Annotated in this window: 33 protein-coding genes; 13 read left to right on the plus strand and 20 right to left on the minus strand. The window is 64.6% G+C overall.

The genetic code is table 11. The features are described 5' to 3' along the window. Nucleotides 1–23: 23 nt before the first annotated feature. The 6 genes from M4J40_RS07785 to M4J40_RS07810 form a co-directional block, all read right to left on the minus strand. Nucleotides 24–734 carry an RES family NAD+ phosphorylase gene (locus M4J40_RS07785; protein ID WP_257235149.1) on the minus strand — a complete coding sequence of 237 codons (711 nt, stop codon included), beginning with the start codon at nt 732–734 and terminating at the stop codon, nt 24–26. Then, entirely contained in the window at nt 734–1147 is a 414-nt protein-coding gene (locus M4J40_RS07790; RefSeq protein ID WP_405030726.1) for an MbcA/ParS/Xre antitoxin family protein, read from the minus strand. Before M4J40_RS07790 ends, M4J40_RS07785 begins: the two co-directional genes overlap by 1 nt. Nucleotides 1148–1251: 104 nt before the next feature. Next, nucleotides 1252–2556 (minus strand): J domain-containing protein, encoded by a 1305-nt coding sequence (locus M4J40_RS07795; RefSeq protein WP_251753432.1) that lies wholly within the window; start codon nt 2554–2556, stop codon nt 1252–1254. A gap of 164 nt (nt 2557–2720) precedes the next feature. Further along, nucleotides 2721–3683, minus strand: coding sequence for a hypothetical protein (locus M4J40_RS07800; RefSeq protein ID WP_251753433.1), 963 nt, complete (start codon nt 3681–3683; stop codon nt 2721–2723). Nucleotides 3684–4092: 409 nt separating this feature from the next. Next, nucleotides 4093–4362, minus strand: a complete 270-nt coding sequence (locus M4J40_RS07805) for a hypothetical protein (protein WP_251753435.1) — start codon at nt 4360–4362, stop codon at nt 4093–4095. A 99-nt stretch (nt 4363–4461) separates the two neighbouring features. After that, nucleotides 4462–4869, minus strand: a complete 408-nt coding sequence (locus M4J40_RS07810) for a DUF2000 family protein (protein ID WP_251753437.1) — start codon at nt 4867–4869, stop codon at nt 4462–4464. Between M4J40_RS07810 and M4J40_RS07815 the strand changes: the two genes are divergently transcribed. Both M4J40_RS07815 and M4J40_RS07820 read left to right on the plus strand, forming a co-directional pair. Then, complete coding sequence (locus tag M4J40_RS07815) at nt 4868–5755, plus strand: AraC family transcriptional regulator (protein ID WP_251753439.1); 888 nt, start codon at nt 4868–4870, stop codon at nt 5753–5755. The two genes, M4J40_RS07810 and M4J40_RS07815, sit on opposite strands and share 2 nt — an antisense overlap. A gap of 151 nt (nt 5756–5906) precedes the next feature. Next, on the plus strand, nt 5907–6065 hold the full coding sequence (locus tag M4J40_RS07820) for a DUF3563 domain-containing protein (protein ID WP_251730029.1): 159 nt from the start codon (nt 5907–5909) through the stop codon (nt 6063–6065). A gap of 75 nt (nt 6066–6140) precedes the next feature. Here the strand turns inward: M4J40_RS07820 and M4J40_RS07825 are convergent, their stop codons facing one another. Beyond that, entirely contained in the window at nt 6141–7562 is a 1422-nt protein-coding gene (locus tag M4J40_RS07825) for a diguanylate cyclase domain-containing protein (RefSeq protein WP_251753441.1), read from the minus strand. A gap of 715 nt (nt 7563–8277) precedes the next feature. On the opposite strand from M4J40_RS07825, the gene M4J40_RS07830 reads away from it, so the two are divergent. Next, entirely contained in the window at nt 8278–8433 is a 156-nt protein-coding gene (locus M4J40_RS07830) for a DUF3563 domain-containing protein (RefSeq protein WP_251753443.1), read from the plus strand. A gap of 83 nt (nt 8434–8516) precedes the next feature. Here M4J40_RS07830 and M4J40_RS07835 read toward each other — a convergent pair whose 3' ends face one another. Next, entirely contained in the window at nt 8517–9368 is an 852-nt protein-coding gene (locus tag M4J40_RS07835) for a class I SAM-dependent methyltransferase (protein WP_251753445.1), read from the minus strand. A 155-nt stretch (nt 9369–9523) separates the two neighbouring features. Between M4J40_RS07835 and M4J40_RS07840 the strand changes: the two genes are divergently transcribed. After that, entirely contained in the window at nt 9524–10300 is a 777-nt protein-coding gene (locus M4J40_RS07840; protein WP_251753447.1) for an SDR family NAD(P)-dependent oxidoreductase, read from the plus strand. 1 nt (nt 10301) lies between these two features. After that, the gene (locus tag M4J40_RS07845) at nt 10302–11207 is read left to right on the plus strand and encodes a hypothetical protein (protein ID WP_251753450.1); all 906 of its coding nucleotides are present in this window, start codon (nt 10302–10304) and stop codon (nt 11205–11207) included. Nucleotides 11208–11225: 18 nt separating this feature from the next. On the opposite strand, the gene M4J40_RS07850 is transcribed toward M4J40_RS07845, so the two are convergent. Next, nucleotides 11226–11522, minus strand: a complete 297-nt coding sequence (locus M4J40_RS07850; protein ID WP_251753451.1) for an addiction module antidote protein — start codon at nt 11520–11522, stop codon at nt 11226–11228. A 148-nt stretch (nt 11523–11670) separates the two neighbouring features. Here M4J40_RS07850 and M4J40_RS07855 point away from each other — a divergent pair, with 148 nt between their 5' ends. Both M4J40_RS07855 and M4J40_RS07860 read left to right on the plus strand, forming a co-directional pair. Next, nucleotides 11671–12477, plus strand: a complete 807-nt coding sequence (locus M4J40_RS07855; protein WP_251753453.1) for a glycoside hydrolase family 25 protein — start codon at nt 11671–11673, stop codon at nt 12475–12477. A 210-nt stretch (nt 12478–12687) separates the two neighbouring features. Further along, the gene (locus M4J40_RS07860; RefSeq protein ID WP_251753455.1) at nt 12688–13434 is read left to right on the plus strand and encodes a prephenate dehydrogenase; all 747 of its coding nucleotides are present in this window, start codon (nt 12688–12690) and stop codon (nt 13432–13434) included. A gap of 56 nt (nt 13435–13490) precedes the next feature. Here the strand turns inward: M4J40_RS07860 and M4J40_RS07865 are convergent, their stop codons facing one another. The 4 genes from M4J40_RS07865 to M4J40_RS07880 all read right to left on the minus strand — a co-directional run bounded on the left by M4J40_RS07865 (nt 13491) and on the right by M4J40_RS07880 (nt 17173). Next, a complete protein-coding gene (locus M4J40_RS07865) occupies nt 13491–14426 on the minus strand; it encodes an alpha/beta fold hydrolase (protein WP_251753457.1) in 936 nt (311 codons plus the stop codon). A gap of 471 nt (nt 14427–14897) precedes the next feature. Beyond that, entirely contained in the window at nt 14898–15518 is a 621-nt protein-coding gene (locus tag M4J40_RS07870; protein WP_251753459.1) for an AAA family ATPase, read from the minus strand. Nucleotides 15519–15936: 418 nt separating this feature from the next. After that, nucleotides 15937–16323 carry a cupin domain-containing protein gene (locus M4J40_RS07875; protein ID WP_251753460.1) on the minus strand — a complete coding sequence of 129 codons (387 nt, stop codon included), beginning with the start codon at nt 16321–16323 and terminating at the stop codon, nt 15937–15939. 46 nt (nt 16324–16369) lie between these two features. Continuing rightward, nucleotides 16370–17173 carry an alpha/beta fold hydrolase gene (locus M4J40_RS07880; protein WP_251753462.1) on the minus strand — a complete coding sequence of 268 codons (804 nt, stop codon included), beginning with the start codon at nt 17171–17173 and terminating at the stop codon, nt 16370–16372. A 45-nt stretch (nt 17174–17218) separates the two neighbouring features. Between M4J40_RS07880 and M4J40_RS07885 the strand changes: the two genes are divergently transcribed. Both M4J40_RS07885 and M4J40_RS07890 read left to right on the plus strand, forming a co-directional pair. Then, the gene (locus M4J40_RS07885) at nt 17219–17575 is read left to right on the plus strand and encodes a helix-turn-helix transcriptional regulator (protein ID WP_251753464.1); all 357 of its coding nucleotides are present in this window, start codon (nt 17219–17221) and stop codon (nt 17573–17575) included. 305 nt (nt 17576–17880) lie between these two features. Continuing rightward, nucleotides 17881–18096 carry an AbrB/MazE/SpoVT family DNA-binding domain-containing protein gene (locus M4J40_RS07890; RefSeq protein WP_251753466.1) on the plus strand — a complete coding sequence of 72 codons (216 nt, stop codon included), beginning with the start codon at nt 17881–17883 and terminating at the stop codon, nt 18094–18096. 2 nt (nt 18097–18098) lie between these two features. On the opposite strand, the gene M4J40_RS07895 is transcribed toward M4J40_RS07890, so the two are convergent. After that, complete coding sequence (locus tag M4J40_RS07895; protein WP_251753467.1) at nt 18099–18233, minus strand: type II toxin-antitoxin system PemK/MazF family toxin; 135 nt, start codon at nt 18231–18233, stop codon at nt 18099–18101. 229 nt (nt 18234–18462) lie between these two features. On the opposite strand from M4J40_RS07895, the gene M4J40_RS07900 reads away from it, so the two are divergent. Then, nucleotides 18463–19347, plus strand: a complete 885-nt coding sequence (locus M4J40_RS07900; RefSeq protein ID WP_251753469.1) for a type II toxin-antitoxin system death-on-curing family toxin — start codon at nt 18463–18465, stop codon at nt 19345–19347. Nucleotides 19348–19352: 5 nt separating this feature from the next. Here the strand turns inward: M4J40_RS07900 and M4J40_RS07905 are convergent, their stop codons facing one another. Together M4J40_RS07905 and M4J40_RS07910 are read right to left on the minus strand one after the other, a co-directional pair. Continuing rightward, nucleotides 19353–21629, minus strand: coding sequence for a bifunctional DNA primase/polymerase (locus M4J40_RS07905; protein WP_251753471.1), 2277 nt, complete (start codon nt 21627–21629; stop codon nt 19353–19355). 2 nt (nt 21630–21631) lie between these two features. Further along, nucleotides 21632–21964 (minus strand): DUF6511 domain-containing protein, encoded by a 333-nt coding sequence (locus M4J40_RS07910; protein WP_251753473.1) that lies wholly within the window; start codon nt 21962–21964, stop codon nt 21632–21634. A 147-nt stretch (nt 21965–22111) separates the two neighbouring features. Between M4J40_RS07910 and M4J40_RS07915 the strand changes: the two genes are divergently transcribed. Next, on the plus strand, nt 22112–22411 hold the full coding sequence (locus M4J40_RS07915) for a hypothetical protein (RefSeq protein WP_251753474.1): 300 nt from the start codon (nt 22112–22114) through the stop codon (nt 22409–22411). Nucleotides 22412–22421: 10 nt separating this feature from the next. Here M4J40_RS07915 and M4J40_RS07920 read toward each other — a convergent pair whose 3' ends face one another. The 4 genes from M4J40_RS07920 to M4J40_RS07935 all read right to left on the minus strand — a co-directional run bounded on the left by M4J40_RS07920 (nt 22422) and on the right by M4J40_RS07935 (nt 23957). Beyond that, nucleotides 22422–22934 (minus strand): helix-turn-helix domain-containing protein, encoded by a 513-nt coding sequence (locus M4J40_RS07920; protein WP_251753476.1) that lies wholly within the window; start codon nt 22932–22934, stop codon nt 22422–22424. After that, nucleotides 22931–23137 (minus strand): hypothetical protein, encoded by a 207-nt coding sequence (locus tag M4J40_RS07925; protein WP_251753477.1) that lies wholly within the window; start codon nt 23135–23137, stop codon nt 22931–22933. The genes M4J40_RS07920 and M4J40_RS07925 overlap by 4 nt, the downstream gene beginning before the upstream one ends. A gap of 52 nt (nt 23138–23189) precedes the next feature. Beyond that, nucleotides 23190–23627: a DUF669 domain-containing protein gene (locus M4J40_RS07930; RefSeq protein WP_251753478.1), complete on the minus strand. Its 438-nt coding sequence runs from the start codon at nt 23625–23627 to the stop codon at nt 23190–23192. A 132-nt stretch (nt 23628–23759) separates the two neighbouring features. Next, the gene (locus M4J40_RS07935; RefSeq protein ID WP_251753479.1) at nt 23760–23957 is read right to left on the minus strand and encodes a hypothetical protein; all 198 of its coding nucleotides are present in this window, start codon (nt 23955–23957) and stop codon (nt 23760–23762) included. A gap of 121 nt (nt 23958–24078) precedes the next feature. On the opposite strand from M4J40_RS07935, the gene M4J40_RS07940 reads away from it, so the two are divergent. Both M4J40_RS07940 and M4J40_RS07945 read left to right on the plus strand, forming a co-directional pair. Continuing rightward, nucleotides 24079–24795, plus strand: coding sequence for a S24 family peptidase (locus tag M4J40_RS07940; protein ID WP_251753480.1), 717 nt, complete (start codon nt 24079–24081; stop codon nt 24793–24795). A gap of 348 nt (nt 24796–25143) precedes the next feature. After that, nucleotides 25144–26217: a DUF2336 domain-containing protein gene (locus tag M4J40_RS07945; RefSeq protein WP_251753481.1), complete on the plus strand. Its 1074-nt coding sequence runs from the start codon at nt 25144–25146 to the stop codon at nt 26215–26217. Nucleotides 26218–26268: the final 51 nt, after the last annotated feature.

Below are 26268 nucleotides of genomic sequence, written 5' to 3' on the forward strand. Positions count from 1 at the left end.
ATTCAGTCAGATCGAACAGCGCTCTAAACCACCTCGAACACCGCGTTCGCTCCGTCCGCCTCGTAGCGCTTGACGAAATCCACCCGTGCGCCGTTCCAGTGGTAGCAGTAGTGGGCGCCCTGCACCGGGATGGGGATCACATCCGGCCAGAAGATGCCGATGCACCAACCGCCGGCCCGCCGCACGCTCGGGTAGACCACGCCGTCGCTGCCGGCGGCGCGCAACGCGCGGCCCAGAGCCTGCGAGGCGGTGTAGTCGTCGGGGTCGAGCGCGCCCGGCACGGCGCCGACGTCGTCGAGGTCGGCATCGACCGCCCCCACCAGCACGCGGAAATCCGAGGTCCAGCCCGGCGCTTCGCGCGTCGCCGCCATGAAGCGCTGATGGTGGTGGATGGTCTCGGCGATCGCCACGTCTTCGCTGTCGCCGGCGTAATAGAGGCCATAGCTGCCGTCGGTGAAGCGGCCGGGGCGAAGCGGCGAGCAATGGACGAAAGGGGCCATCAGATAGCTGGCGCCGGCGCCGCCGACGCGCCGGTGTTTCGGCACCTTGGCAAGATCGCCGATCACACCGTGTACACGCGGATTGGTCTTCTCCTCGACGGCGGCGAGCGCCTCCCAGTCGCGCGGGTCGGCGATATCCTCGAACAGGTCGATCGGCGGATGGATCGAGCGGATGATGCGGTAGGTCCTCGGCCACGCCACCCGCCGCCGGACCACCCCCGTCACGCCGGTCATCACGCGCCCCGCTCGGCGTCGAGATAGGCGCGCATGTCCTGAAGATCCGACAGCTCGCCGCGCAGCATCAGGTCCAGCGCCGACCGACCATCGAAGGTATCGTTGGGCTTTCGCACCCATTCATAGCCGCGCGCCGGCTCCTTGAAGAGGTAGCGCAAGCCCTTGTGGATGCCCATCAGATGCGCCATCCGCATGCGGAGATCGCGGTCGATCCGCCCGATGCTGCCGTCCTTCCAGCGCGCCCATGTGCGCGCCGACATGCCACCTAGAAGCGTCGTCGCCTCGACGTCCGTCAGCTTCCAAGCCCTGAAAAGGTTGACCGTCGCCCGCGCCAACGCCGCCGCTTCCGCGTCGGTGATGGCGGTGCTTTCAGCCCGCTCGATCGGCGTGGCTTCGATGGGTTGCAGCATCACGGTCCGCCCTGTCATTTGACATGAATATAGGCGTATCACGCCAAATGGCAAGACGTTGTACCAAGCAGAAGGCACCTTGGCGTGACTTCATATGCGGTGACCGACTAATCGCCTCGCTCGAACTCCGCCTGAGACAGCCGGCGATGGGTGGGGATATCGGTCTCAAGGTCATAGCCGATGATTTCCCGGCCGGTGGAAAAGGACGAGATGACCCGCTTGTTGTAGGGGTTCAGCTCGAAAATCGCGCTGGCATCCAATAGGGCCTTGCAGGTCGGGTCGAGTGTGACACCCGTGGCAAACTGGATACGGTAGTTGCCGCCCGGCAAACCCGAGAGGTCGATGCTGTCCTCTCCCCTCAGGAAGAGCGTGGCGACAAGCGCCGAGTTCCGGTCTCTGACCTTGACGATGGCCTTGCGGCCGGTTGCGTTCCTGATCCGCAAGGTGAGGTCACCCTGCGCGCTCGCCCGGCGCGTCAGAATAGTGCTCGTCTCTGGCGGATACTCGCAGAACGTAGCCTCGCCCCTCGCTGCAAGGGCCTCACGCTCACGCGCGGCCCTTCGCACGTCGCTGGCATACATAAGGGCGACGATCAGCACCGGCACGGCGATTGCCATCAGCCGATAAAGCAGCTTCCTGCGGTCCGACCGCGCCCAATCATCCTTGAGCGCATAGCCCGGATAATAGCCGCCAGCGGTCGAGATGGCGCGAAGGATCTCGGCCGCCGCTCCGGCGATCTCCTTGTCCCGGGATTTCTGGACAAGTTTCGCCAGGCCATAGGCCGTCTTCTTGTCGCCTTGCGCCAGAAGGGCCCCGGCGTTGTGCAAGATCAGCTTTTCGTCGGTGAACCGGTCATGCTTTCTGCCGAGCACGACCTTGAAGAGCGCATAGAAAAAGTAACCAAACCGGCGGCGTGCACCTGCACTGTTTACCCCCAGAAAAGGCATGAGCAGAGCATCCGCCATCCAGGCAACCGCCTTGAGCCGCCCTCCGACCCCGGCGCAGGCCACGCAAAGCAGCTCGGTCTTATCGACGATCCTGTCCTCGTAATCGCCCCCCACGACATGAGAGAGCGTGACGTAACGCGGCTGAAGCGTGACCTTGCCGCACCGCAAGCAGTGGAGCGGCCCGTCGGGAATGAGGCTGAGATCGTAGCGGACCGAGCCGTCGGGCTCGATGGCTTCAGCGGGCGGGTTGCGGGCAAACCAGTCGTAATTGGCCCGGCGCACCGGATCGCTGAGAACCTCGTGGGCCTCGGTCGTTCGGCGAAACGCCTCGGCGAACGCCTTGTCGGATTCATCGCCCGAGGGAATGTAGTGGGGGCTATGACTGGCCTCCCTGATCCTCTTTATCGGAGCCCACGTAGGCAGGCCCAACAGGCGATAGTATCCAAAGGGGTCGTGCGTTTTCATCCAGGTCTCGGAAACTCGCCTGCAGGTGGATCGCCCTTTGGGAACTCCGGCCGTTGGGCTGCGATCTCGTTACTGCGCCGAAGTGTTGGCTGTGATTTCGGAAAGAGAACCCTTTACCGACCGAGACGACGGCAGACTGCCCACCGGCATCCGTCCCAGCCGCCTCAGGGCTTGTCGAACTCCGTGCTTGTTATTCTACGGCCAACACGGTGGCTGCCATATTCTATCTGATAAGCGTCAATATTCCTGTTTCCATATTCAATATAAAATGACTCCGCGTCCATCTTTCGAAACTCCGCTTCCCAATCCGGATCAATGATCTCCTTGCAAGAAGCGTCCAACCTGTCGCCAAGGGCATATTGCAGTCTATAGCCCCGCCCCGTGAAAGCCTCGAAATCATAGCTGTTCTGGTACGCAACAAAAACAGAGGCCAACACCGTCCCTGACTGACCGTCCCTGATCTTCAGGATGGCGTTCTGGTTGGTCTTGTTCCAGATCCTGAGGGTAATCTCCCCGCCGCCGGGCCTCTGGCGCGTCAGGATGTCGCCATTTCGCGGCAGTTCCCTGCACACCGGGATGGAGACGCCGTTTACCTCGACCGGACGAAAGGCACGCTCATTCTGCCGCGCAGCGTAGCCGTAGATGAAAGCGATAAAGGCCGTCACAATGGCGAACGGCAGGATGGCATAGACGGCCCTTTCGCCTGCCGGCACGACCCAGGGGTCCGGCAACTTGTAGTTCCAGTAATCGCCCCCTGCCGCCTCGATTTCCCGCATGATCGCCGCCGACTGACCGGCAACATCCTCATCCCTGGACTTCGCGGCAATCCTGGCCAGGGCGTAGGCCAGCTTGACGTCGCGCCGCTCCAGATAGGCACGGGCGTTGTGCAAGGCCAATCGCTCGTCGGTCGCCTTGAGATGATGCCCGCGCTGGCCGTTTTTCAACCAGCTCCAGGTGGCCTTGTAAGGTCCCCCCTTCGACAGGAAGCCGAAAAACAGCGTCGTGAGCGCGCTTTTCCGCGTAAAGGTCTTGGCGCAGTCGGCGCAAAGCAGCCCTTCTTCCTGTGTCGTGCGGGCGTAAGCGTTGAACGATCTCGTGACCTCGGAGATCTGGACATGGCGCGGCAAAGGCGTCACTCGTCCGCAACTGGAACAATGGGTCGGACCGTCGACGATGGACCTGAGATCGAACTTGTCAGCCCAGTCGGTTTCGCCGTCCGCCTCGGGCGGGTTGCGGGCGAACCAGTCGTAATTGGCCTTGCGGGCCGGATCGTTCAGGATGTCATAGGCCATGGGAACCAAGCGAAGAGCTTCCTCGAACGGCTTGTCGGACTCGTCCCCCGAACGCACGAAAAAGGGATATCTGACAGCCCGCTTGAGCTCTTCGGTCGTGGCTGCCGGCGTCAAATCGAGGGCGCGGTAAAGTCCGAAAGGGTCGCTATGGTCCATCTACGCCTCGGAAACGCCCAGCAGATTGTAACAGCCTTGTTATGCACGCTGCGCGAACAGCGCGCCATCACAGCCTGTTGCCGAGTCACTAATTGGGAAACAAGGCGTTCAGTATTCCGTAAATCAGCCCGAACCCAATGCCATCGATGATTTTTTCGCCAAGGGATCGCTTGGAGCCAGTTTCCTGCCCATCGGAAAACTCCGGAGCCTTGGTGAGTTGGCCGGCAGAGCCTTGCTCGGGCTCATCACCCGAAGGCGCATAGTCGAAGTTGCGATGAGGAGCCCGGATGTGTTCCAGTGCGGCGGACCGCGCTAAACCCAAGGCTTCATGGAAGCCGGACGGGTCCTTCTCATACATCGATACCTCTGGCGCATGCCTGACTGTCACCGCTCACCATATGGTGAGGCTCGAAACATGCGCCAGTGACGGCTACAACTTATTGATGAAGCGCTCCCCTCACGGGTGCATCTTCGCCCCCTTGGTGATCTTGTCGGCCAGCTTCTTCTCCGCCCGCAGCGCCAGCCCCACCAGCCTCGCGTCCTCCGGCGAGAACGTCGCGAACACCTCGCGGTTGGCGGCGTCGTGGCCGGTGGCGAACATTTCCTCGACATAGGTCGACGTCGTCACGCCGCGATCCAGCGACCGCTTGTGGATGGTGCGCAGCGTTTCCTGGTCGGCCACCAGCACCACCATCGGCTGGATGGACATCGGGTTGTAGACATGGCCCGCCGCGTCCCGGTAGGCTTCGCCGATAATCGTTGGCGTTTGCGCGACGATGCCGCTCGTCAGGAAGGCGGTGACGTTGAGCTTCTGCCAGGTGGCGAGGTCATCGCGGACGACGAGGACGATCTTGGTGTCGAACATGCCGGCAAACTCCGTGCGAGGGGTCGAAAGAGCCGACGCTTTAGCGCCCGGCACCGCCGCCGGTCTTGAACGTTCGTGCGGGCTGTTCAGCGATCGCCTGCGGGTTTCCATCGACGATGGCGGCGTCGAGCGGCTGGAGGCGCGCTTTCACGGCAACGGCTTCTCGCCGCACCGCCACGACACCTATGCGCTCGGGCTGACGCTGCACGGCGTGCAGACCTTCCGCTATCGCGGGATCGAACGGTTCAGCCGCCCCGGCAACGTCATCGTGCTGCACCCCGACGAGGTGCACGACGGCGCGGCCGGCGACGAGGCCGGCCTCATCTACCGCATGATCTACCTGCCGCCGGAGATGATCGCCGCCACCCAAGCCTCACCCGGCGCCCTGCCCTTCGTCGCCGATCCGGTGGTGCAGGATGCCGGCCTCTGGCAGGCGCTGGCCGACATCCTCGCCGACTTGAATGGCGAACCCGGCGACCTCCAGATGGACGACGTGTTGATGCGGGTCGCCGCTGGTCTCGCCCGGCAGGCGGGGACGATGCGGCGGCAATCGTCGGCCACCGCCGAGGCGGCCGTACGGCGCGCCCGCGACTATCTCGAAGCCCACGCCCTGGAGACCGTCCGCTCGGAGACGCTGGAGGCCGTGACCGGCCTCGACCGCTACGAGTTGGCCCGCCAGTTCCGCCGCCTCACCGGCACCAGCCCGCACCGCTTTCAGGTCATGCGCCGGCTCGACCGCGCCAAGCGGCTGATCGCTCTGGGAACCCGCCTCGCCGATGCCGCCCTCGATGCCGGCTTTGCCGACCAAGCCCACTTCACCCGCCACTTCCGCGCCGCCTTCGGCATGACGCCCGGCCGCTGGCTGGCCATGCAAACGGCGGCATGAGACGCCGACCTCCGAACTTTCACTTATAGAAAATCTGAAGGCGGCTTTCAGAACTTGCGATTAGGTCGCAGGCGGTTTTGCGCCTATATGGAGGGTGTCAGAGAGAAAAGAAAAAGAGACCGGAATATGCCGGTCTGGAAAGGAAGACAAAATGTTCAACGCTCTCAAGCGTACCGCCCAGCTCCTTCGCGCCCCCACCCAGGCCGAGCGCGACATGGACTACCTCAACCAAGCCACCGACCGCTACGACCTCGAGGCGCGCGAGCGTTACCTCGACAGTCGCGCCTTCCAGCGGACCATCGGCCTCTGAGGCAAAGCTGACTGACCACACGACGTTGAGCGCTCGAAACCTGACCGGTTCGGGCGCTTTGTCGTATCCGGCCCATCAGGCCGGGCAGAGTTGCTCTTCTCCGCTGACCCGGTTTCGCCCGCCGTCCTTGGAACGGTAGAGCGCCTCGTCGGCGCGTTCGATCGCCTGCTGCATGGAGGTTCCCGGCAAGGCCACGGCATAGCCGACGCTCACCGTGACCCGGCCATGCGGCGAGTCCCTGTGCGGGATGTTCAGCTCCTCGACCGCCCGCCGGAAGGCGTCGAGATGCGCCCGGAGCTGATCGGGATCGCTATCGCCGACCACCAGCGTGAACTCCTCGCCGCCATAGCGGGCGACCATCTCGCCCTGGCGCTTGCCGAACCGCTTCAGGGTCTGCCCGACGCTGCGCAGCGTCCTGTCGCCCGCCGCGTGGCCGTAGCGGTCGTTGAACAGCTTGAAATTGTCGATATCGACCATGGCCACCGCCATCGGCCCCTTGCCCTCGGCGAGCAGCCGGTCGCACTCGCCGAGATGACCGTCGAGCGCCCTGCGGTTGGCGATGCCGGTCAGCGCGTCATGCAGGCTGGTATCCTCGAGCGTGTCGACCATGAGGTTGAGCGCCGCCGTCAGCCGGTTGAAGTCGGCGATGGGCGAGCGGATGGAGATCCGCTGCCCCTGCTTGCCGGCGGTGATCTCGCCCGCCAGAGCGCCGATCCGGCGCAGATTCCGGATGAAGAAGAACTCGGCCAGCAGCATCATGATGGCGGCGAGCACCACCGTTTCGGCGACCGAGGTCAGGACCACCGTCCTCAGCCTTTGCCAGGCGCGATCGTTGGCTTCCTTGAGCGAGGAAAGCACCAGGAACCTGGCATTGTTCATCGGCAGCTTCAGCGTACCGACGTAGTAGGGCCTGTCGTCCCTCAGGTTTTCCTGCCGGACGTCGAGATAGCCGTTCAGGCTTTTCCGGACAAGCTCGCCACCGATGACCGGCTCTCCGGTCGACAGGAGCAACGAGATGAGGTTGCCGCCCTCGGTGCTGATGAGCGCCGCCTCGGCCAGAGTAACGTCGAAAAGGCTCAGGGCCTTGTTGAGAACGGTCTCCGCCTTCAGCGAGGCGACGACAAGATAGTCGACGTCGAGGTTGTTGCGAATGGCCGTGACGGACGGGATGACCAGATTTTGAGTGATATGGCTGACCTGTGGGTCCCCCCAATAGGTGCCGTTGTTGTGGACGCTCTTGAACAGCTTGCTCGAGCTTTTCACCTGGATGCCGGGCACATCGGCGGCGGACGAGCAATAGACGATCGCCTTCGGCGTCAAAATGGAAAGGTGGTCGATGCTCGTATAGAGGCTCTTCAGACTGGCAAGCCGCTTGGAGCATTGCTCCGGAGAGGTGTTCTGAAATGAGTTGCTGATGGAGATGCTGGACGCCACGTTCTCCGCATCGGCCTGGCTTTCGAGCAGCATGTCCTGGACGCGCTCCAGGGAGGTGCGCATGCTGTGCTCCATCTGCACCAGCGATTCCGCCCTCTCCCTGTGAGCCACAAAGATCTGCTCCACCAGGAATGGTGCGAGGCAGAGAGAGATAACGAGCACCACAACAAGCCGAATTCGCATCAGCCACCCTTGCAAGTTTTGGTTGAGGCTGATCAAGGCCACTCCAAGGATAGATTATCGGCCATTGCGATAAATATCGGTTAAGCCGGCCGGCAGACAAAAGTATTGTCGGCGACAAGCCGCCCTGTTCCTCTTCGCTGATTTCAAAAGGACTATTACCATCCGCAGATTTGACCGAAACCCGGTAGTAACATCACCATCGCAGTGACCCCGGGTTGCAGCCGGCGCCCCGGCGGATATCGAAGATTCTGACGAAAGTGCGGGGTAGAGTACTCGAGCAAAAGTGGGAACCGGTTTTGCGTCCCGAGCTGCGTGAAACAAGGGGATAGAGCGCGTCAACGAGACGCTCCCGACAGGAAAACTGAAAGCGCCCTTCAGAACTTGCGATTAGGTCGCAAGCCCTTCCGGGCCTATAGTGAGGGCGTCAAAGAGATCAGAGAAAAGAGGCCGGAAACCTCCGGTCTAGAGCACCCGCCGATCAGGTTGAATCAACCTGATCGAAGAGCGGCTGCTCCAGCAAATGAACCTGGAGCATTCGCTGGACGACCAAATGTTTCGATTTGGTCGGCGAATGCTCTAGGAAAGGAAAACCGAAATGTTCGCCACCCTCAAGCGCGCCGCCAAGGCCCTCCGCGTTCCCACCCAGGCCGAGCTCGACATGGCCTACCTCAACGAAGCCGGCGACCGCTTCGACCTCGAGGCACGCGAGCGGAACCTCAACAACCGCGCCCGCCGTGGGTTCGGCCTCTGAGGACAGGACGGCAACACGCCGACACTTCGATACGACGTCGAGCGCTCGAAACCTGACCGGTTCGGGCGCTTTGTCCTATGTGGTCAGGCCGGTTTGCTCGCAACGAGCCCATACATCATCGGCAGGCTCGGCATGTCCTCCGGCGGCGCCATGCGCCGGCCGCCGAGATCGCGCATCCGCTCGAAGCCGCGCCAGCCGTTGGCGTAGGGATACTCGATGAGCCGCTCGAGCCTGAGCCCGGCGGAAAGCAGCGCCGACACCACATCCGCCAGACCCCAGGCGAACTCGTAGGAGCGATGCGGGTTCCGGAAGTCATCGACGCCGGCCAGCGTTCCGTCCGGCATCAGGCCGTCGCCCGACTGCGCCACGTAGTCGCCGACGCCCGGCTCCTCAATCACCGCGCCGCCGAAATAGTCGTAGTGCGGCTGCCAGTGCTCGTTGAACACCATCACCATCGGGTGGAACTCCACCAGCACGAAGCGGCCGCCCGGCTTGAGCACGCCGGCGACGCCGCGCGCCCAGGCCATGAGGTCCGACAGCCAGATGATGGCGCCATAGGAGCTGAACGCCCGGTCGAACGACCGGCCGGCGCGGCTCGCCGCCTCAAGCCAGGCGAAGACGTCGGCGCGCTCGAAGGTCGCGGCGACGCCGCTTTCCACCGACAGGCGGCTGGCAAAGTCGATCGCCTCGTCGGAAATGTCGACGCCCGTCACCTCCGCGCCCAGCCGGGCGAGGCTGAGGCTGTCCTGCCCCGAATTGCATTGCAGGTGAACGAGGCTCAGCCCACCGACGTCGCCGAGAAGGTCGACTTCCTCGGGAAACAGCGTCGAGCCGCCATTTCGGAAAAACGCCGCCTGATCGCCCTTGTGGCTGTTGTGCGCCGCCGTCGCCGCGTTCCAGGACAGGCGGTTCGCCTCATGAAGATCCGTGCGCATGATGCCCCGCCTCCGACGTAAACGATGAGTTGCACGCGGGACCATGCCCGCCGCCTGCCTTGAACTCAAGGCCTCACCCATCGATCGACCGCCGAGGGAACTTTTCCGTGCATGGCGCGTTCCCCAAGGCTGCTGGGGCGGATCAGGAGGTCTCGATGGGATTGCTCGATGGCCGTGTCGCGCTCGTCACCGGTGGCGAGTCCGGCATCGGGGCTGCCACGGCGAAAGCACTGGGAGCCGAGGGCGCGGCCGTTGCGGTCCTGTTCCACACCGATGACAAGGCAGCAAGCGCCGTCCGTGACGCGATCGTCGACGAGGGCGGCAAGGCGATGATCGTGAAGGCCGACGTCGGCGACGAGGCCCTGGTGACGCGCGCCTTCGCGACGGTCACCGCCGAGCTGGGCCTGCCCGACCTCCTGATCAACAGCGCCGGGCTCAACATGAGCGGCGTCCCCGTCGCCGACATGGAGCTGTCCCAGTGGAACCGGCTGATCCGCACCGACCTGACCGGCGCCTTCCTCACCTCGCGCGCCTTCGTGCGCGGCCTGCGCGAGGCGAGACGGCCGGGGCGGATCGTCAACATCAGCTCGATCCACTCGACGGCGGTTCGCTATGGCGGCGCCGATTACTGCGCGGCCAAGGCGGGGCTCGACAGCCTGACCCGCACGATGGCCGTCGAGTGCGGCCCGATGCGGATCGGCGTCAACGCCATCGCCCCCGGCATGATCCTGACGCCGATGAACAGGGAGGCGCAATCGGACCCCCGCGTGCTGGCGGCGGCGCGCGATCACATTCCCTGGGGGCGCGCAGGAAAAGCCGAGGAGGTGGCCGCCCTCGCCGTCTACCTCTGCTCGGACAAGGCCAGCTACATGACCGGCGCCGTCGTGACCATCGACGGCGGATTGATGCTCGAACAAGCGCTGGGAGCCTGACATGGTCCAGATCGATTTCAACGTCGAGACGATAGAGCCCGTGGTGCTGCACGGCCCCGACGCCATCACCCAGCGCGACCTGATGAGCCCCTATGTCTGGCAGGACAGGCAGGGCGGCTACCGGATGATGGTGCGCGCCGTGCCGCGCATGGGCGAGGAGGGCGACACCGGCACCATCTGGTACGCCAAAAGCGACGACGGGCTGGTTTTCACCGCCACCGACAAGCCGGTGATCGCACCCGGACCGAGGCCGGAGGATGCCGGCGGCTGCGAGGACCCGACTGTCGTTCAACTGCCCGACGGCGGCTATGTCGTCTACTACACCGGCGTCGCCGCCGACCGCCGCCATGGCGAGATGCTCTATGCGGCCGGTCCCGGCATAGAGCACCTCAAGAAGAAGGGCGTAGCGATGGCCTCGACCCCGTCCGAGGGCAACGTCAAGGAAGCCACCGTCGACCGCACCAAGGCCGGCCGCTGGCGGATGTTCTATGAGTATGCCACGAACGGCGCCTCGCTGATCGGTCTGGCGACAGGGCCCGACGTCGACGGTCCCTGGCAGCACGAACGCCAGCCTTTCGCGCCGCGCGAGGGCATGTGGGACAACTTCCACCTCTCCACCGGCCCGCTGCTCACCACCGACAAGAACCAGCCGGTGATGTTCTACAACGGCGCGACGCAGGATGCGCGCTGGCGCATCGGCTGGATCGCCTTCGACGCCGAGTACCGCAAGGTGATCGACCGCTGCATCGAGCCGCTGATCGCCCCGCCGCCCTCGCCGAACCGCCTGGCCACCGACATCGCCTTCGCCGCGTCGGTCGTCCCCCGGCAAGGCAACGACGCCTGGCTCTACTACTCCCGCGCCGACCGGGCGCTGTTCCGCGCAGCGATCCGAAAGTATGGAGGATAACGGCCCCGGCGCGGCCGGTCAGGCGGCCTCGTCCGCCTTGGTCACCGTGAACCGCAGCCCGAGCGCTTTCATCACGCCGATCAGCGTCGACAGCTTGGGATCGCCCCGCTCACTCAGCGACTTGTAGAGCGCTTCCCGCGTCACGCCCGCCTCTCTCGCGATAGCCGACATGCCCTTGGCCTTGGCGATATCGCCCAAGGCGACGGCAATCATCTTCGGGTCGCCATCCTCGAAGGCGGCTTCGAGATAAGCGGCAATCGCCTCGTCGCTGGTCAGGAACTCGGCGGGGTCCCATTTGCTTGTTGAGTGCGCCATTCAGAGCCTCGCTGTGAACTACAGATTACAGAACGTTGGGGTGAGCGGCAACGCCCTCGTCGTGGTTAACAAATCCTTATCCATCTGCTGGGATGCTTGGGCGTCGCGACGGTTCCACCGTCGCGTTTCGTCTTTCAAGGGTTTGTCGATGGCCTTCTCCCGCTCGTTTCTCGTCCGCTCGGCCGCACTGGCGCTCACCGGGCTGATCGCCGGCTGTTCGGCCCTGAACATGGACGACGGCCCGGTGCGCGCCACGCCGCATTTCCGGGGCGACACCTTCGAGATCCGCCATCCCTCGAAGAGCACCATCGAGGGCATCGACGTCTCCTATTTCCAGGAGGCGGTGGACTGGCACGCGGTGGCCCGCGACGACATCCGCTTCGCCTACATCAAGGCCACCGAGGGCGGCGACCGGCTGGACGAGCGTTTCAACGAGAACTTTGCCGGCGCGGCGCGGGCCGGCGTGCTGCGCGGCGCCTACCATTTCTGGTATCACTGCCGCCCCGGCATAGAGCAGGCGGCCTGGTTCATCCAGAACGTGCCGCGCGACGACAGCGCCCTGCCGCCGGTGCTCGACATCGAGTGGACACCCACCTCGCCCACCTGCACCAAGCGCCCGCCGGCCGCCGAGATCCACCGGGACATGCAGGCCTTCCTCGATGCGCTGGAGGCCCATTACGGCAAGCGTCCGATGATCTACACCTCGGTCGACTTCTACCAGGACCGGCTTGTCGGCGCCTTCGAGCGCTATCCGCTGTGGGTGCGCTCCACCGCCGTCAAGCCGAGGGAGGCCTATGGCGACCGCCACTGGCACTTCTGGCAATACACCTCCACCGGCCGCGTCGCCGGCGTCAAGGGCGACGCCGACCGCAACGTCTTCTACGGCTCGGACGCCGACTTCCAGACGTTCCTCGCCGAAAGCGTCGTCCGGCCAGCCATGGTGGCGGAAAGGTGAGCGCGCCAGCCCCACGTTGACTTGGCGCGGGCCAGTTGCTATCGCACGGCCATGATGGTGACCCCGCCCCTTTCCGGCCAGTCTCTTTCCGGCCTGTACTATGCGCTGCTGACATAGCGGCGAGGGCATCATTTGCTTGTTCAACCGCGGCCTGACCAGCGGTTGACGTGACGGACACCCACCCTGGCGGCACGCCAGCGCGAGGATGTCATGTCAGACGCCCCCATGAGACGATCCGATAGCCCCCTGGGCATCATTGGCTTTGGCGCCTTCGGGCAGCTGATGGCCGAGCATCTCCGCGCCTGTTTCACCATCTACGCCCACGACATCGCGCCCGATCCGGCCCGCGCCGAGGCGCTGGGCGCCACGATCGTGCCGTTCGAGATCGCCGCCACCTGCCCGATGGTGGTCCTCGCCGTGCCGGTCGGCGAGATGCGTGGCGTGGCGGCGCGGCTGGCGCCGCACCTCAAGCCCGGCGCGCTGGTGCTCGACGTCGGAAGCGTCAAGGTCGAGCCCGCCGCCATCCTGCTCGATGCGCTGCCCGACCATGTGGAGATCGTCGCCACCCATCCGCTGTTCGGGCCGATGAGCGCCCGCGCCGGGCTCCGGGGCGCGCGCATCGCCATCTGCCCGCTGCGCGGCCGGCGCTTCCGCGTCGCCGCCTTCTGCCGGCGGCTCGGCCTCGACGTCATCCTGACCACACCGGAACAGCACGATCGCGACGCCGCCGAGGTACAAGGCCTGACGCATCTGGTGGCGAGCCTGCTCACCCGGATGGACCTCCACCCGACGCGTCTCACCACGCGGAGCTTCGAGCTGATGATGTCGGCCGTCGACATGGTCAGGAACGATGCGCCGGAAGTGCGCCGGGCCATCCTCGCGGCGAACCCCTATGCCGGCGAGGTGCTCAGGCGCTTCAAGTCGCTGACCTCGACGCTGGACGATCCGGGGGTGTAGGAGAATGGAGCTCCTTTTCCCCTTGAGCCCCTTCCTGAACCGCCGCTCGCCCCGGTTCAACGACCCAGCCGCGCCAGGAACGCCCGCACGCTCTCCCGCACCTCGTCGAGATGGGTGAAGAGGCACGTGTGCCCTCCCCCCGGCACCACATGGAGCGTGGCCCCGGCGATCTCGCGCGCCGATCTCTCGCCGTGGGAGAACGGCACCACCTTGTCGGCGTCGCCATGGATCGCCAGCGTCGGCGCCGTCACCCCGGCAAAGGGCAGCGGCGGCAGGCTGGCGAAGCCCATGGTGTCGGCCAGCGTGCCGGGCATCCGCGCGGCCAGCCGGTCGAAGGTGCTGTCGAGGAGCGCCGTGAGCAGCGGCCCGGCCTCCGGGTGAGCGAGCGTTTGCGCCGCCAGCGCCGGATCGCCGACGGCCCGCGCCGCCGCCGTCTCCGGCCGCCGCCCGCGCATCCGGGTGAGCAGCGGCAGAAGGCCGGGCACGCGGATCAGCCAGCCGAACCACCTGAGCCGCTTCAGCACATGATCCGGCACGTCGAGGCGGCCGCTCGCCGTGGAGACGAGGATCAGCCCGGCGCAGCGTCGGCGATAGCGAGCCGCGAAGGCAATGGCCGAGGGGCCGCCGGCCGACACCGCCGCCACGATCGCCCGCTCGATGCCAAGCGTATCCATCAGGGCGGCGAAGAGATCGGCCTGCTGCTCGGGGCTGCTGTCGCCAGGGCTGGGCAACGTGCCGAGATAGCCGGGGCGCGACAGGGCGATCACCCGGTAGCCGGGCGACTTGCCGAGCAGCGCCTCGGCCAGGATCAGGCTCTGGTCGTAACCGCCCATGCCGCCATGCAGCGCCAGGAAGGCCGGCCCATCGCCGTCGTCGCTGTGCTGCACCACCCCGAGCCGCGTCCTGGTGAAGAGCACGGCCGGCGTCTTGGCGGGCGAAACGAGACGGGGGGACAGGCGTGCGTCGGCCACACGGGAAAGGGTCTTGGACATGACTCATCCTCAGGGGTGCCGAAATCGAAAAACGATTGTCGTGGTCGCTGCCTTGCGACGAGGCACGGGAGAGTGTCCGTCAACGATCGAGATGGGCAGGTTTAGCTGTCCCTCAACGGGACCAGCGACGCCTCGGTGAACTGCCGACCGAGGGGAGAGATAGCGCGAGAGCGACGCGCGGGCAAGAGACGGATCGCCACAGGTCCCTCTTGGGAGTCCATGGGAGTCCAACCGCGCCTATGTGGAGTCAGCGGATCGCGAAAAGATAGCCGCCCAAGAGCCTGGCTCAAAACTCGCTGGGGCGAGGCAGATGGCGACGGCTTCGAGAACCGGAGCGGAGCGGACTTCCCGTCCGTGAGCACCGGAAGCGCAGAAGACTAAGCCAAGGGCATCCGCCCGAAAAGTTGCAGACTTTTCGGGCCAAGCGGATGCCCAGGGATGCCCGCCCCAGTAGAGTTTCGAGCCAGGCTCTCAGCGCGGCGGGGTCAGCGGGCCGGGTATCGGCGGCACCGTCGCCCGGCTCGCGAGCTCGTCGACGAGATCGGCCACCGCCTGCGCGTCCGACGCGTCGACCACCCGGAGCCCGACCTCCTGCGCCTCGGCGAGAAGGGCGGCGTTCTCGCGCAGGGAACGGTCGATGAAGGCATCGATCGGGACGCGCTCGGCGGCCCCACGCGTCTCATAGGCGGCGGCCGTCCGCATACGCTCGACAAGGAAGGCGTCGGGCGCGTGCAGCAGCACGCCGAACACCTGGGTGGTGAGAAGCGGGGCGACGAACGCCGGCCGAAGCGCCGCGCCCTCCAGCACGAACGGCCGCCCCGCCGCCCGCTCCGCCTCGATCATCGGCCGCAGCTGCCGCCACATGTTCTCGTGGTGTACCCCAAGGAACCAGTGGATCGTCTCGGGCGACAGCCGCTCGTAGAACTCCAGAACCGGCGCCGGCGCATCCTGCCACGGCCGCCCCGGATGCCGCCCCAGCCCATCGGTCGACAGCCGCGCCCATCCGAGCCGTTCGGCCAGCCGATCCGCCAGCGTCGACTTGCCGACATGCGAGGTGCCGCCGATCAGAATGGCCTGCAAGGAGAAGGGCATGGGAACCTCGCGCTTCTGCCGTGATCCATAAACGGACCGCGAGCCCCCTTTATGAACCATTTATAGCCCATCGGGAAACCGGCAGGGCCGCGCGATGGGCGTCAGTCCGGCATTAGGTAGCAAAAGCCACCAGATCCAATCCCAAGTTCCCGGTATGTATCCGAATGGCATACGGGAGCGCATGGCATGGGATTCGAGGACGAGCTGAGACAAGGTCGACATGCGATCGAGACGCAGATCAGGCTTACTTCAACCAGCCGCAGCCTTCGCAGCTTGCGGCATGAAAGGCGCCAAGAACCACTTATAAAGTTGCTGGAACCTGTTCAAACAAACCGAGCCACCTCACCCGTACCGGTCGGAGGGGTTCGACCCAGATGAGACGTTCATGCGTTTCCGCGTGAATGTCCGCTTCGAGCCACTAAGCTTCGTCCCGAAACGTATAGCTGATGTTTTCCAGCCGATCGGTCGCGAACGCATAGAAGAAGCGTAAGCGGCCGGGCGTCGGTGGCACCCCGTGAAACGAGCCGCCCGGGATGAAGAGCAGCGTTTCCGGCTTAAGCCGATAGAGCCGACCGTCCACTTCGACGTCGGCTTCGCCCTCCAGACCGAAATAGATCTCAGCTTCGGGATGACGGTGAACAGCCCATTGGTCGCCGGCAGAGAAGGTCATGATGCCCGCAGCGAAACTATCGCTGTCCGTGACGCTTGATGAGAGCATCTGGCGATACAGGTAGCTCCCCCTGTTTGGGTCGGACCATTCCTCGTCGGCGCAATCTTTGGGATCGAAAAGCAGGGGGCGGGGCATGACGAGGTCTCCAAGGTGACGAAAGGGAGATATGGCCGTGAGGTCCTTAAGACGACAGCATGACGGCAATGATGGCTTCGGGCGCGTCCTCTTGGACGAGATGACCGGCGTTCGGAATGATGACGAGAGGTCGATCCGAGATAAGTTCAACGAGCCGATGGCCCTGGGCGATCGGAATCCAGCCGTCTTCCCTGCCCCATAGAACCGTTACGGGACAGTCGAGGCGTTCGTAAGCCGTCTCGATCTCGTGGGTGTAGCGCTGATCCATCTGTGCGATCTGACGACAAAACGCCTTCTGACCGCACTCGCCGCGCCATGGCCGAGCGTAGATGTTGAAGGCCTCATCCGTTAGCGGATGATGGGTCGCGGTCTGAAGATAAGCCCGCAGAAGCGCCTCGTGAGCATAGGCCGGAAGCCCGGCGAAGGCGGCTTCATGGGTGCGGACGTGGGAGACGAAGGGCGATCCCCATGGTGCCAAAGCGACCGCATCGATCAGGGTTAGAGATCGGTAGCGCAGGCCATCTAGGACATAGGCCCGCAGAGCTGTCGCGCCGCCGAAATCATGGGCAAGAACGTCGGGACGTTCCAGACCCCACTCAGCGAAGAGGGTCGTCAAAAGTCTGTTCTGCACGCCGAGCGAGACGTCCTGACCGTCCCGCATTTCGGACTGCCCGTAGCCCAGCAGATCAAAGAGATACACGGTCCATCGTCTTGCGAGGTGAGGCGCGATCCGCCGCCACACCTGCGAAGAGAACGGCGTGCCGTGGATCAGGACGAGCGGCGGGCCCTCGCCGAATCTGGTCCAAGCGACGCGCTGGCCTTCGAAAAGAAATGTCCGATCCAGCTCCATAGCAGGGCTCCACCCATTTACAATTAGCGATATTGCGATATATGTATGGGTATGAATGATCGGTCAACTCAAATCCGCGCGATGGCCAGCGAGCAGCGCCTCGACATTCTCCGGCTTCTCAAGTCTCCTGGAGACCGGTTCAGGGTTCAGGAGTCGGCCGATCCGGTGGAGTTCGGCGTCTGCGTCACGCTCATCGCCGATGCCCTTGGTGTCAGTCAGCCGACGGCCAGCCGGCATATCGATCTCCTTCGCCAGGCTGGCTTCCTGACGATCAGACGCCATCAAAAATGGTCCTACTGCCGGCGCGACGAAGCCGCCCTTGGCGATTATTTCGACTGGTTGCGTGCCGAGATCTCGCCGGGTTCCGCGTTGGCCGAACCCTCAAAGGGAAAGGAGGAATGATGGCCGCGGTAGGAGGAAGCGGTAAGCGCCGCACGTTGATACCGTCATTGGCAGGATGAATGGCAATTTCGTCCCGCGTAGCTGCCGTTAGCCGGCGACCACGCGAATGGCAGGTTTCCACCCGTTGCAGTCGTTCCCACCGTCATCTTTCGTTCGATGAAACGCCATCATTACCAACGGTTTGAACCAACTCTGGTGGCTTTTGCTACCTAATGCCGCGTCAGTCGGCAAGGCCGAACACCCAAACGGCTCGCAAAGGTCGGCCATCAAGCGTGGTTAATAGAAAGCCATTTCGGAGGTTTTCGATGATCACAGGCAAGCTGACTGCCAAGGGACGGACGACGATACCGCTGCCAGTCAGACAGGCCCTGCGTCTTCGCGAAGGCGACGAGATTTCCTACAGCATCGAGGGCAACGGGGTGACCTTGCGCAAAGGTCCGGACACGGGCGCCAAAGCTCCGTTCGGGACATTCAACGAGTGGGATAGCGACGCAGACCGGACTGCCTATCGGGATCTTTGAGCTCAGTCGGCAAGGCCGATCATCACCAGCAGCATGTTGTTGAGCACCAGCATGTCCTGAGGCGAAAGCCGGCCGATCACCGGGCCGCATTTGGCGCGCGGATAGGCCAGCACCTTGTCCACCATCACCTGCGACACGGCCTTGAGGCCATTGCCGATGGTGGGTTCAAGGGTGAGCCGCCTCCCGTTGAACCCCTTCGCGGCGGCTGCCCAAAGTCACTGCTCCTAAGCAGACGGGGCCTGTTCCGAGACTTCTTACCTATAGATTGCAGAGCCAAACTCTGCTACCCGGCAAAGCATCCTAGTAGTCTAAATTTTGAATCCAGCAGCAATCTTCAAGCAAAAATATAGACCTTGAGTCCGCAAAATGTTCGAATTCGAGCCAAAGATACAAGTAGAATTCGAAAGAGCGATTGCTGCAGTAGAGAATTTTCCTGAGCCGTCGGGACCAAACACAATTTCGACAAGGGAGGTAATAACCGCACATTTCCAAATAGCGAATCACTTCTATCTAGAAGGAAATGGCTTAGGCGGTGTCGGACCTAAGGATCTAGGGTTACTCCATTCCGCCGTCTTCAGGCAAGTATTTGAATTTGATGGAAAAAAGAAATGGACAACACCGTTCGAGGTGTGTGCCACCTTACTGTACGGCCTGATTAAAAACCATCCGTTCCATGATGCAAATAAGCGCACGGCGTTTCTATGTGCGGTATTTCAATTGCAAAAATTTGGCTGGTGTCTTTCTGTTCCAGGCAAAACATTCGAGGATTTTACTGTCGAAATATCAGACAATAAACTTGATAGATATAGCAGATACTGCGACCTAAAAAAATCCGGGGACACAGATCCTGAAATAAACTTCATCTCGTGGTTCATAAAAAGCAGTACGCGAAAAATAGACAAAAGAGAATATACCGTAACTTATAAACAGCTACAGGCCATCCTGAAGAGATACGGGTTTGATATTGTAAACCCGAACAACAACTATATTAACATCGTCAGGATAGAAAAAAGAGGGAAATTCCTAGGTTTCTTCGGAACTGAACGCACCGTCGAATATAGGCTGGGCCAGATTGGCTTTCCAAGGTGGACTGCGCAAGTTCGACAAGGAGCGCTAAAAACGGTGCGAGAGGTCACGGGACTCACGGCAAAACAAGGCGTCGACAGTGCGGCCTTTTTCCATGGTGTGGACTCAATGCAATCTCTAGTTGGAGTATATCACCAGCCGCTAATGAACCTCGCAAACCGCTAGTAACTCTACCCCCTCAAGAAATACAGCGTCTTCCTTGGCCCTCCGCCCTCCGTCGCCACGCTCTCCCTTGTGATCGCGCCCGTATCCTCCAGCGTCTCGATCACTTCCCTCAGCTCCCGTGCCCTCAGCCGGTTCTTCATGCGCGCCCTCAAGGTCTCCTGACTGATCTCGCCACCTTCCTTGTCGATGATGCGCAGCACCCTGTTCGCCTCGGCCTGGAACTCTGTTTCGGAGATGTAGAGGCGGCCCATGCGGTAGAGGGTGCGGGCCGACCAGAGGGCGACGGCGCGGCCCCATTGCATGTCGTCTTCGCTGATGCGGGGCATCACCGGGTCGCGGCCGCCGGCGCGGATGGTGGCCATGCGGACGGCCATTTCGGCGGCGCGGCCGATGAAGTTCTCGGCGTCGGCATCCCGATCCTGCCAGGCGAGGATCTCGCGCTGGAAGCTCGTGTAGACCGCCTCGGCGCCCGGCCCCCAGGGGATGACGAAGGGCTCGATCTCCACATCGGTCTCGTGCAGCTTCGAGGCGACCACCAGCGGGTTGCCGCCGCCGAACAGGCGGCGCAGGCTTTCCGACAGCTTCTCGGGCACCACCAGCGGCGGCTCGGCCGGCTCGCGGTCCTCGGTGCGGCTTGCCACGGTCAAGAGCGTGAAGCGGTTGAGGAAGCCGTTGGAGACGTCGCCGCCATCCAGCGCCTCGAAGAAATCCTCCGGCGTCGAGGCGCCATAGATGGAGAGCGCCGGCGCGCGGATGGTGCGGGCCGGCGTCGCCGCCCATTCCGGCGTGGTCATCAGGCCGAAGTTGGTGCCCCACACCGAACGCATGATCTTGGAAATGCCGCGCTCGAAACCGGAGGCGCGCTTGGCGTTGATGCGTTTGAGGAAAGCGCCGAACTCGTCCATCGGGCAGAGCGACAAGGGCTCGCGCTCGATGAAATGGATGACGGCCGGCATGGAGATGAACTCGTCCGGCCCGATGGTGCGGGTCATCTTGGCGGCGGACAAGAGCCGCTTGATCTGTTGCAGCGCGTGGTCCTTGCCGACGCCGGAGGGCGCCAGCGCCAGCATGTAGAGCACGGTGGAACTGAGCGTCGGCCCGGACCAGAAGCGGCCCATGGCGGTGCCCACCAGCGTCAGCGCCGCCCCCAGCGCCAACACCCGGTTGGGCCGACGCGCCGTGGCGCATATCCAGTCGACGATGTCGCCGACGAGGCCGGGCACGTGGGTCAGCGCTTCGGGAAACTCCACGGCGGCGCGGGCGCGTTTCGCCTCATGCACCACCTCGCCGGTCTCCTGGTCGACCACCGCGCCGGAGCGCTCCTTGACGAGGCGGCGCGGACCTTTTCCAGTACGCGGCGGCTCGGGACGCGTGTCGCGCGGCGCCTCGCGCGGCAGGGCGCGGCCGTCCTTCAGGCCGCTGCGGATGGTGGCAAGGCAGGCCGGCAAGCCGTCGTCGGCGGCAAGGCCGCAATCGGCCGCCGCCGCCATCAGCAGCGAAGTCGCCGTCGCCTCGGAGAGCCAGCCGGCGCCCACCATTTGCCCCAGCGCGAAGGCGCTGCGGTTGAGCTGGTTGTTGCGGCCGCCCTTGCCGGCGTTCTTGAGGGCGGCGATCTCGGCGGCGATGGCCGCCTCGGCATAGCGACCGAGCCGGGCGTCGGCGAGCGGGCGGGTATCCGGCTTGGGGGCTTTCGGCTTGGCGCTCGCAGGCGGATCAATCAGCGCATAGAGCCAGTCCGGCACCAGCGGCGCGGCGACGATGGCTCCGGCAGCAACAGGCTGATAGGCGCCCTCGCCGTCGGCCCGGAGCGCGCCGGGCGCCACCACATAGCCGCCCTGGCCGCGAATGTTGATGCCGCGCCCCTTCAGCACCCCCTCGCGGTTGCCATGGGCGCGGCCCTCCGGCTGGCGGAAATAGATGTGGCGGCCGCCACTGGGCGTGTCGACGGCCGGCGCATCGACGCCCCGGCTCACCTCGCTCCAGGCGGCAAGCCCATCGGCGCCGCCCTCGTGACGGTCGAGATCGACGACGAGGAGATTGGACCGCCCCAGATGGATGGCCGGCATGGCGTCGGGCCAGCGCCGCCACCAGCGCTCGATGGCCTGGGCGTCGGCGGTGGCGTCGTCACCCCAGCGGATGGTCGGGCACGGCTTCTTGGCGTCCGGCCCCGCCCCGCGCACCGGAAAGATCGACAGCCCCGCCCGCGCCAGTTCCAGCGCCAGCGCCCTGTTGGGGGCGGGCGGCAGCGCGGCGATTGCAAAGGGCGTTGTCAGCGGGGCCATGGTCAGGCAGGCTCCACCAGCCGGCGGATTTCCTCGACGAAATGCGTCTGGAACGTCTTGAGGAAGGCCTCGTATTCCTCGGGCGAGAGGCAGGCGAGGTCGGTCTTGCCGATGGTGTCGAGAAACTGCCCGGCCCGCTGCGCGGCCAGCGCGAAAGCCTTTCGCTCATAAAGGTCGAAGTCGCGCATGCGCGCCGCCCGCCGGGCCCGGCCGGGACCGCAGTCGTTGCACACCCACACCGCCGGCATCCGCCCCTCGGGCGCGTAACCAATGCCGTCGGCCCGCCGGCCGCAGATGCCGCAGGTGGAGAAATGGCGCGACGCGGGCCCCCTCATGCCGCGCGCCTGAGGCAGGCTCGGCCGCGTGACAGCCCAAAATTGCGCCTCCATTTGTGGAGTGAGTAAGTCATTATTAACCGGTCGCAAGGAATCCGGCGCTTTGCCGGCATTCCGACCGTCGTTCCCGCCACCGCGTCCAGCGCTTTGCCGAAGGGAGAACGACCGCTGATTGCACCCTCCGCGCACAAGCCTACGGCTCGCCTCAAGCTCGATGGGCGCTCTCCCATACCGCTCGCCTTCCGGGCCAACGCCTGGTTCCGCAGCGACGGCAGCCTGATCGTCGAAGGCACGACCAGCACCGAAGAGGATCTGACGTTGATGATCGGCTCCCGCGGGCGCATCGACATCCACCACGCGGGCGTCCGGCTCGGCGTGAGGATCGCGGCAACGGACCCCGACCACGGCATCGTTCGTTTCCTCGTGCAGCCAAGGGACGTCCTGTGATGGGCAACCGTCACGATCGCTCGCCGATCAGCGCCAGCACCAGGCGCTTGCTCTCCTCGTCCATGGCGTAGCCCTGGCCCCAGATGGTGTCGATCCGGACCTGGTATTTCCTCAGTTTGCCCCGGATCTTGCAGACGAACACGTCGACGATCTTCGGCTCGGCCTCCGGCGCCACCACGGCGTGAAGGTGCGGCCGGGTGCAGGCGCGCGCCCGCAGAAGGCATTGCAGCAGCCGGCTTTCGGCGGGGGTGAGGCCGAAGGCCGCCTTGCAGGTGGCGAGGAAATCCGGCCGCGCGTCGAGGCGGATCGGCGCCGTCGTCGGCTTGCGCAACCGCGAGCCGGCCGGCCAGTCGGCCTGCGGCATGTCCACGATCACGCCATCCTCCAGCGCCTGCCGCACGATGCCGTGGGCGCTGTCGTAAGGGATCTTGAAGGTGCGGCTCAGCGCGCCGATCGGCACGCCCTCGTCGGCGAGGCGCACGATGGAGTTGCCCACGAAGGTGCCGCGCAAGGGGTGGTTCATGGCTTGGCTCCCTTCGCCAGCGCGGCATCGGCCAAATCCAGCGCGTCGTCCACCGTGAAGGCGCCGAGGCGATGGCCGTCGTGCGACACGGTGTAGCGGGTGGTGAGTTCGAGCAGGCAATAGGGCCGGATGGCTTCCAGCACGCCGGCCGTGGCTTTCAGTGCGAGCATGGTCTTGTCGTCGGGCATGGGTTCGGCGGTCATCGTCACGCCTCCGTGCGATGTGGGGTGGATCGGGGATGTTGAATGGAAGGGGTTAGGCCGCGGGATCCCACGGCCGGCGGGCGCTGACCGAGCTTTTCGGCGGCGGCTTTGCCACCACCAGCGGGCGATAGTCCTTGATGACGTTCTGGTCGCCGTAGCCCTCGCCGCCCGGCCGGATATCGACGCGGATGATGACGGGGATGCCGTGCAGTTCCTCGCTGTCGGCGATGCCGGCGAGGCCGGCGGCCGCGCAGAGGCGCGCCAGCATTTCCTGGGCGATGCGCTGCGCCGTGGCGTGGGGATTGACGATGTTGAACCGCTCGACGATCCGGCGACGGCGGAACGCGCCCGCGCCGATCTCGAAGACGAGCTTCAGGAGCTCGCCGCTGCCCGAGGCGGTGGGCAGCACGGCGCTGTCCACCACCATCGCCTGATAGTCCCCCTTGGGAATGAGCGCCGACGCGGTGTCGGCCTGGGCGAGCGTTGCCATTGCGGTTGTCCTTGCCGGCCAGTGCGGCGCGAGCCGCGGGAATATGGGGGAGGCATCGCCGGAAAGGTCAGCCTCCCCCGCCCCACGACGTGCCTGTCGGCCGTCGAATTCCTGTGTGTTGAAGCCGCCCGTTCAGCCGGGCCGGCGGGGTTGGTGCGAGAGCGCCGCCTCGACGCGCTCCAGGGTCTTGAGCGTCATCGACCGGCCGGCCCTGAGGCGCCCTACGAACTTGCCGTCGTTGACGACGTAGCGGCCAAAGGTGCTCTCCGTGATGCCTCGTTTCGCGCAGTGTGACTCAATGCGAAGGAGAAGATCGGTTATCGGGTTCATGCACAAATTGTAATGGTCAAAATCCCATCGTGTCAATGGGCAAATACCCGTTGACGGGGCGCTGAACAATGGGCATAATCCCACTATGGAACAGACATGGAAATCACGCCTCGATCTTCTGATGCGCCAGAAGGGCTTCAACATGAAGTCGCTGTCGCTGAGGGCCGAGCTCGGCGAAACCTACGTGCGCGATATCCTGAAGCGCGGGCGCGAGCCCGGCGTCGAGAAGATGCGCGCGCTGGCCGATGTGCTCGGCGTACGCCTCAACGAGATCATGAGCGAGCCCTACACCGTCACCCGCGACAGCGAGGACCGCGGCTTTCGCGAGGCGGATGCGCCCGAGCGCGTTCCCTTCGACGAGGCGAGCGACAATGGCTGGGCCGAAGGCTGGCAGGCCCGCCTGCCCGGCGGCTCGGCCGAGGTCGACGCGCGGGCCGGCGCCGGCGACGGCGCGATGGGCCAGGTGCTGACGCTGCGCTCCGGCGGCATCCAGTCGGGCCACCTCGTCACCGGCGAATGGGTGGTGCCGCGCGCCCATCTGGGCGCCAACCCGGCCCGCGTCATCTTCATTCCGGTCATCGGCACGTCGATGCAGCCCATTCTCAACCCGTCCGACGTGGTCGCCGTCGACACCACGGTGAGCGACATCAAGGACGCCGAGATCTACGTCATCGACGAGGGCGACGGCCCCTCGGTGAAGCGCCTGCGCCTCAACCACGACGACAACCCGCGCACCGTCGACATCATCTCCGAAAACCCCGCCGTGCCGCCCAAGCGCCGCCCGGCCGAACTGGTGCGCGTCATCGGGCTCGTCATCGGCAAGTGGTCGCGGATGTAGGGCGCTCCATCATGCCGCCCTCCTCTGCGTGCGGCAGAGGACCCCGGTCCGAAAGAGGCGCCGAGCCCGGCATGAAGCGCCGCTGCGGCCTGCGGCGATTCCCGACATTTTGAATCATCCCCGAAAGACTTTCGTAACGCTGAATTGCGGCATCTGTGGCATTCAACCGCACGTTAATCCTGTACATCCAACCTTCCCCCTATTGGTATTTGCGTAGTTGGCATTCGGCGGAGCGGAAACCTCGATCTTCCGGGGTGGAGACGCGCCGTTCGAATGCCGGAGCAGTCGCCTCCGACCACACCGGGTCCGGTGGCCGACGGATGCTCCCCCAAGGGCCGACAGACAGTGATGTTCGAAAGATTGATTGCTCTCAGCCAGGGAAAGTCCCGCGAAAAACGCCGGGATCTCCTTGTCCTGATCTCCGAGTTGTTCACCGACGGCGCGGAGAACCACACCGACGCCGAGACCCGGCTGTTCGGCGACATTCTCTGTCGCCTCGTCGATCAGGTGTCCGTCGATGTGCGGGCCCAGTTTTCCGAGCGGATGGCGCCGCTCAGCTGCACGCCGCATGCCGTGGCGCTGCGCCTTGCCCAGGATGAAGAGCTTGTCGTGTCCGGCGTCATGCTGGAACAATCGGACGTCCTCACCGACACCGACCTCTGCGAGATCGCCGGCGCGCTGTCGCAGGGCCATCTTCTGGCGATCACCCGCCGCAAGAACCTTAGCGAGACGGTGACCGAGGTGCTGGCCGACCGTGGCAACGCCGAGGTGCTCGAAGGCGTGACCAGGAACGAGACGGCCCGCTTTTCCGACTTCGGCCTGAAGCGGCTGACAACGCGCGGCCTCGATCACCCCACGGTGTTGCGGGCGCTGTGCAAGCGGGCCGACATGCCCGCCGAGCGGCTGGCCCGGGCCGTCGCCGCCTTCGACGCCGAGGCGCGCGGCAAGCTCGAAAACCTCGTGGCCCTGTCGCCCGATTTCGCGGCGCTTCTGGTGACCGAGGCGGCCGACATCGCCCGCCGGCAGAAGCAGGAGCTCGAAAAGGAAATCACCGCCCTCGTGCGCCGGATCGGCCAGCGCCTCAGCACGCTCGACGAGGCCATCGACGACTTCGCCAGGGACGATCGGCTGGATGCGGTGGCCGAGTTGCTCGTCCAGGTGAGCGGCCTCGAGGAATCGCACATCGCCAACGTGCTCAACCACGACAACGGCTATGGCATCGCCGTCGTCTGCCGCAGCCTCGGCATCGGTGACAAGGCCTACGTGAAGCTGTCGCAGCTGCGCGCCAGCCACCTGACGCCGGCGGCGGTGGATATCGACGCCTGGATCGCCAACTACGCCGAAATCGACCGGCAGGCGGCCGACCGCGCCCTCTACTTCCATCGCATGCGCATGGCCGTGCTGAAGGCCGAGAAGAAGTAGGCACGTCCGGAACTGCCGGATCCCCAAGGGGTTCGGCAGATGGCCGACCGC

This window comes from Pleomorphomonas sp. JP5 (assembly GCF_023721815.1).
Lineage (GTDB): Bacteria > Pseudomonadota > Alphaproteobacteria > Rhizobiales > Pleomorphomonadaceae > Pleomorphomonas.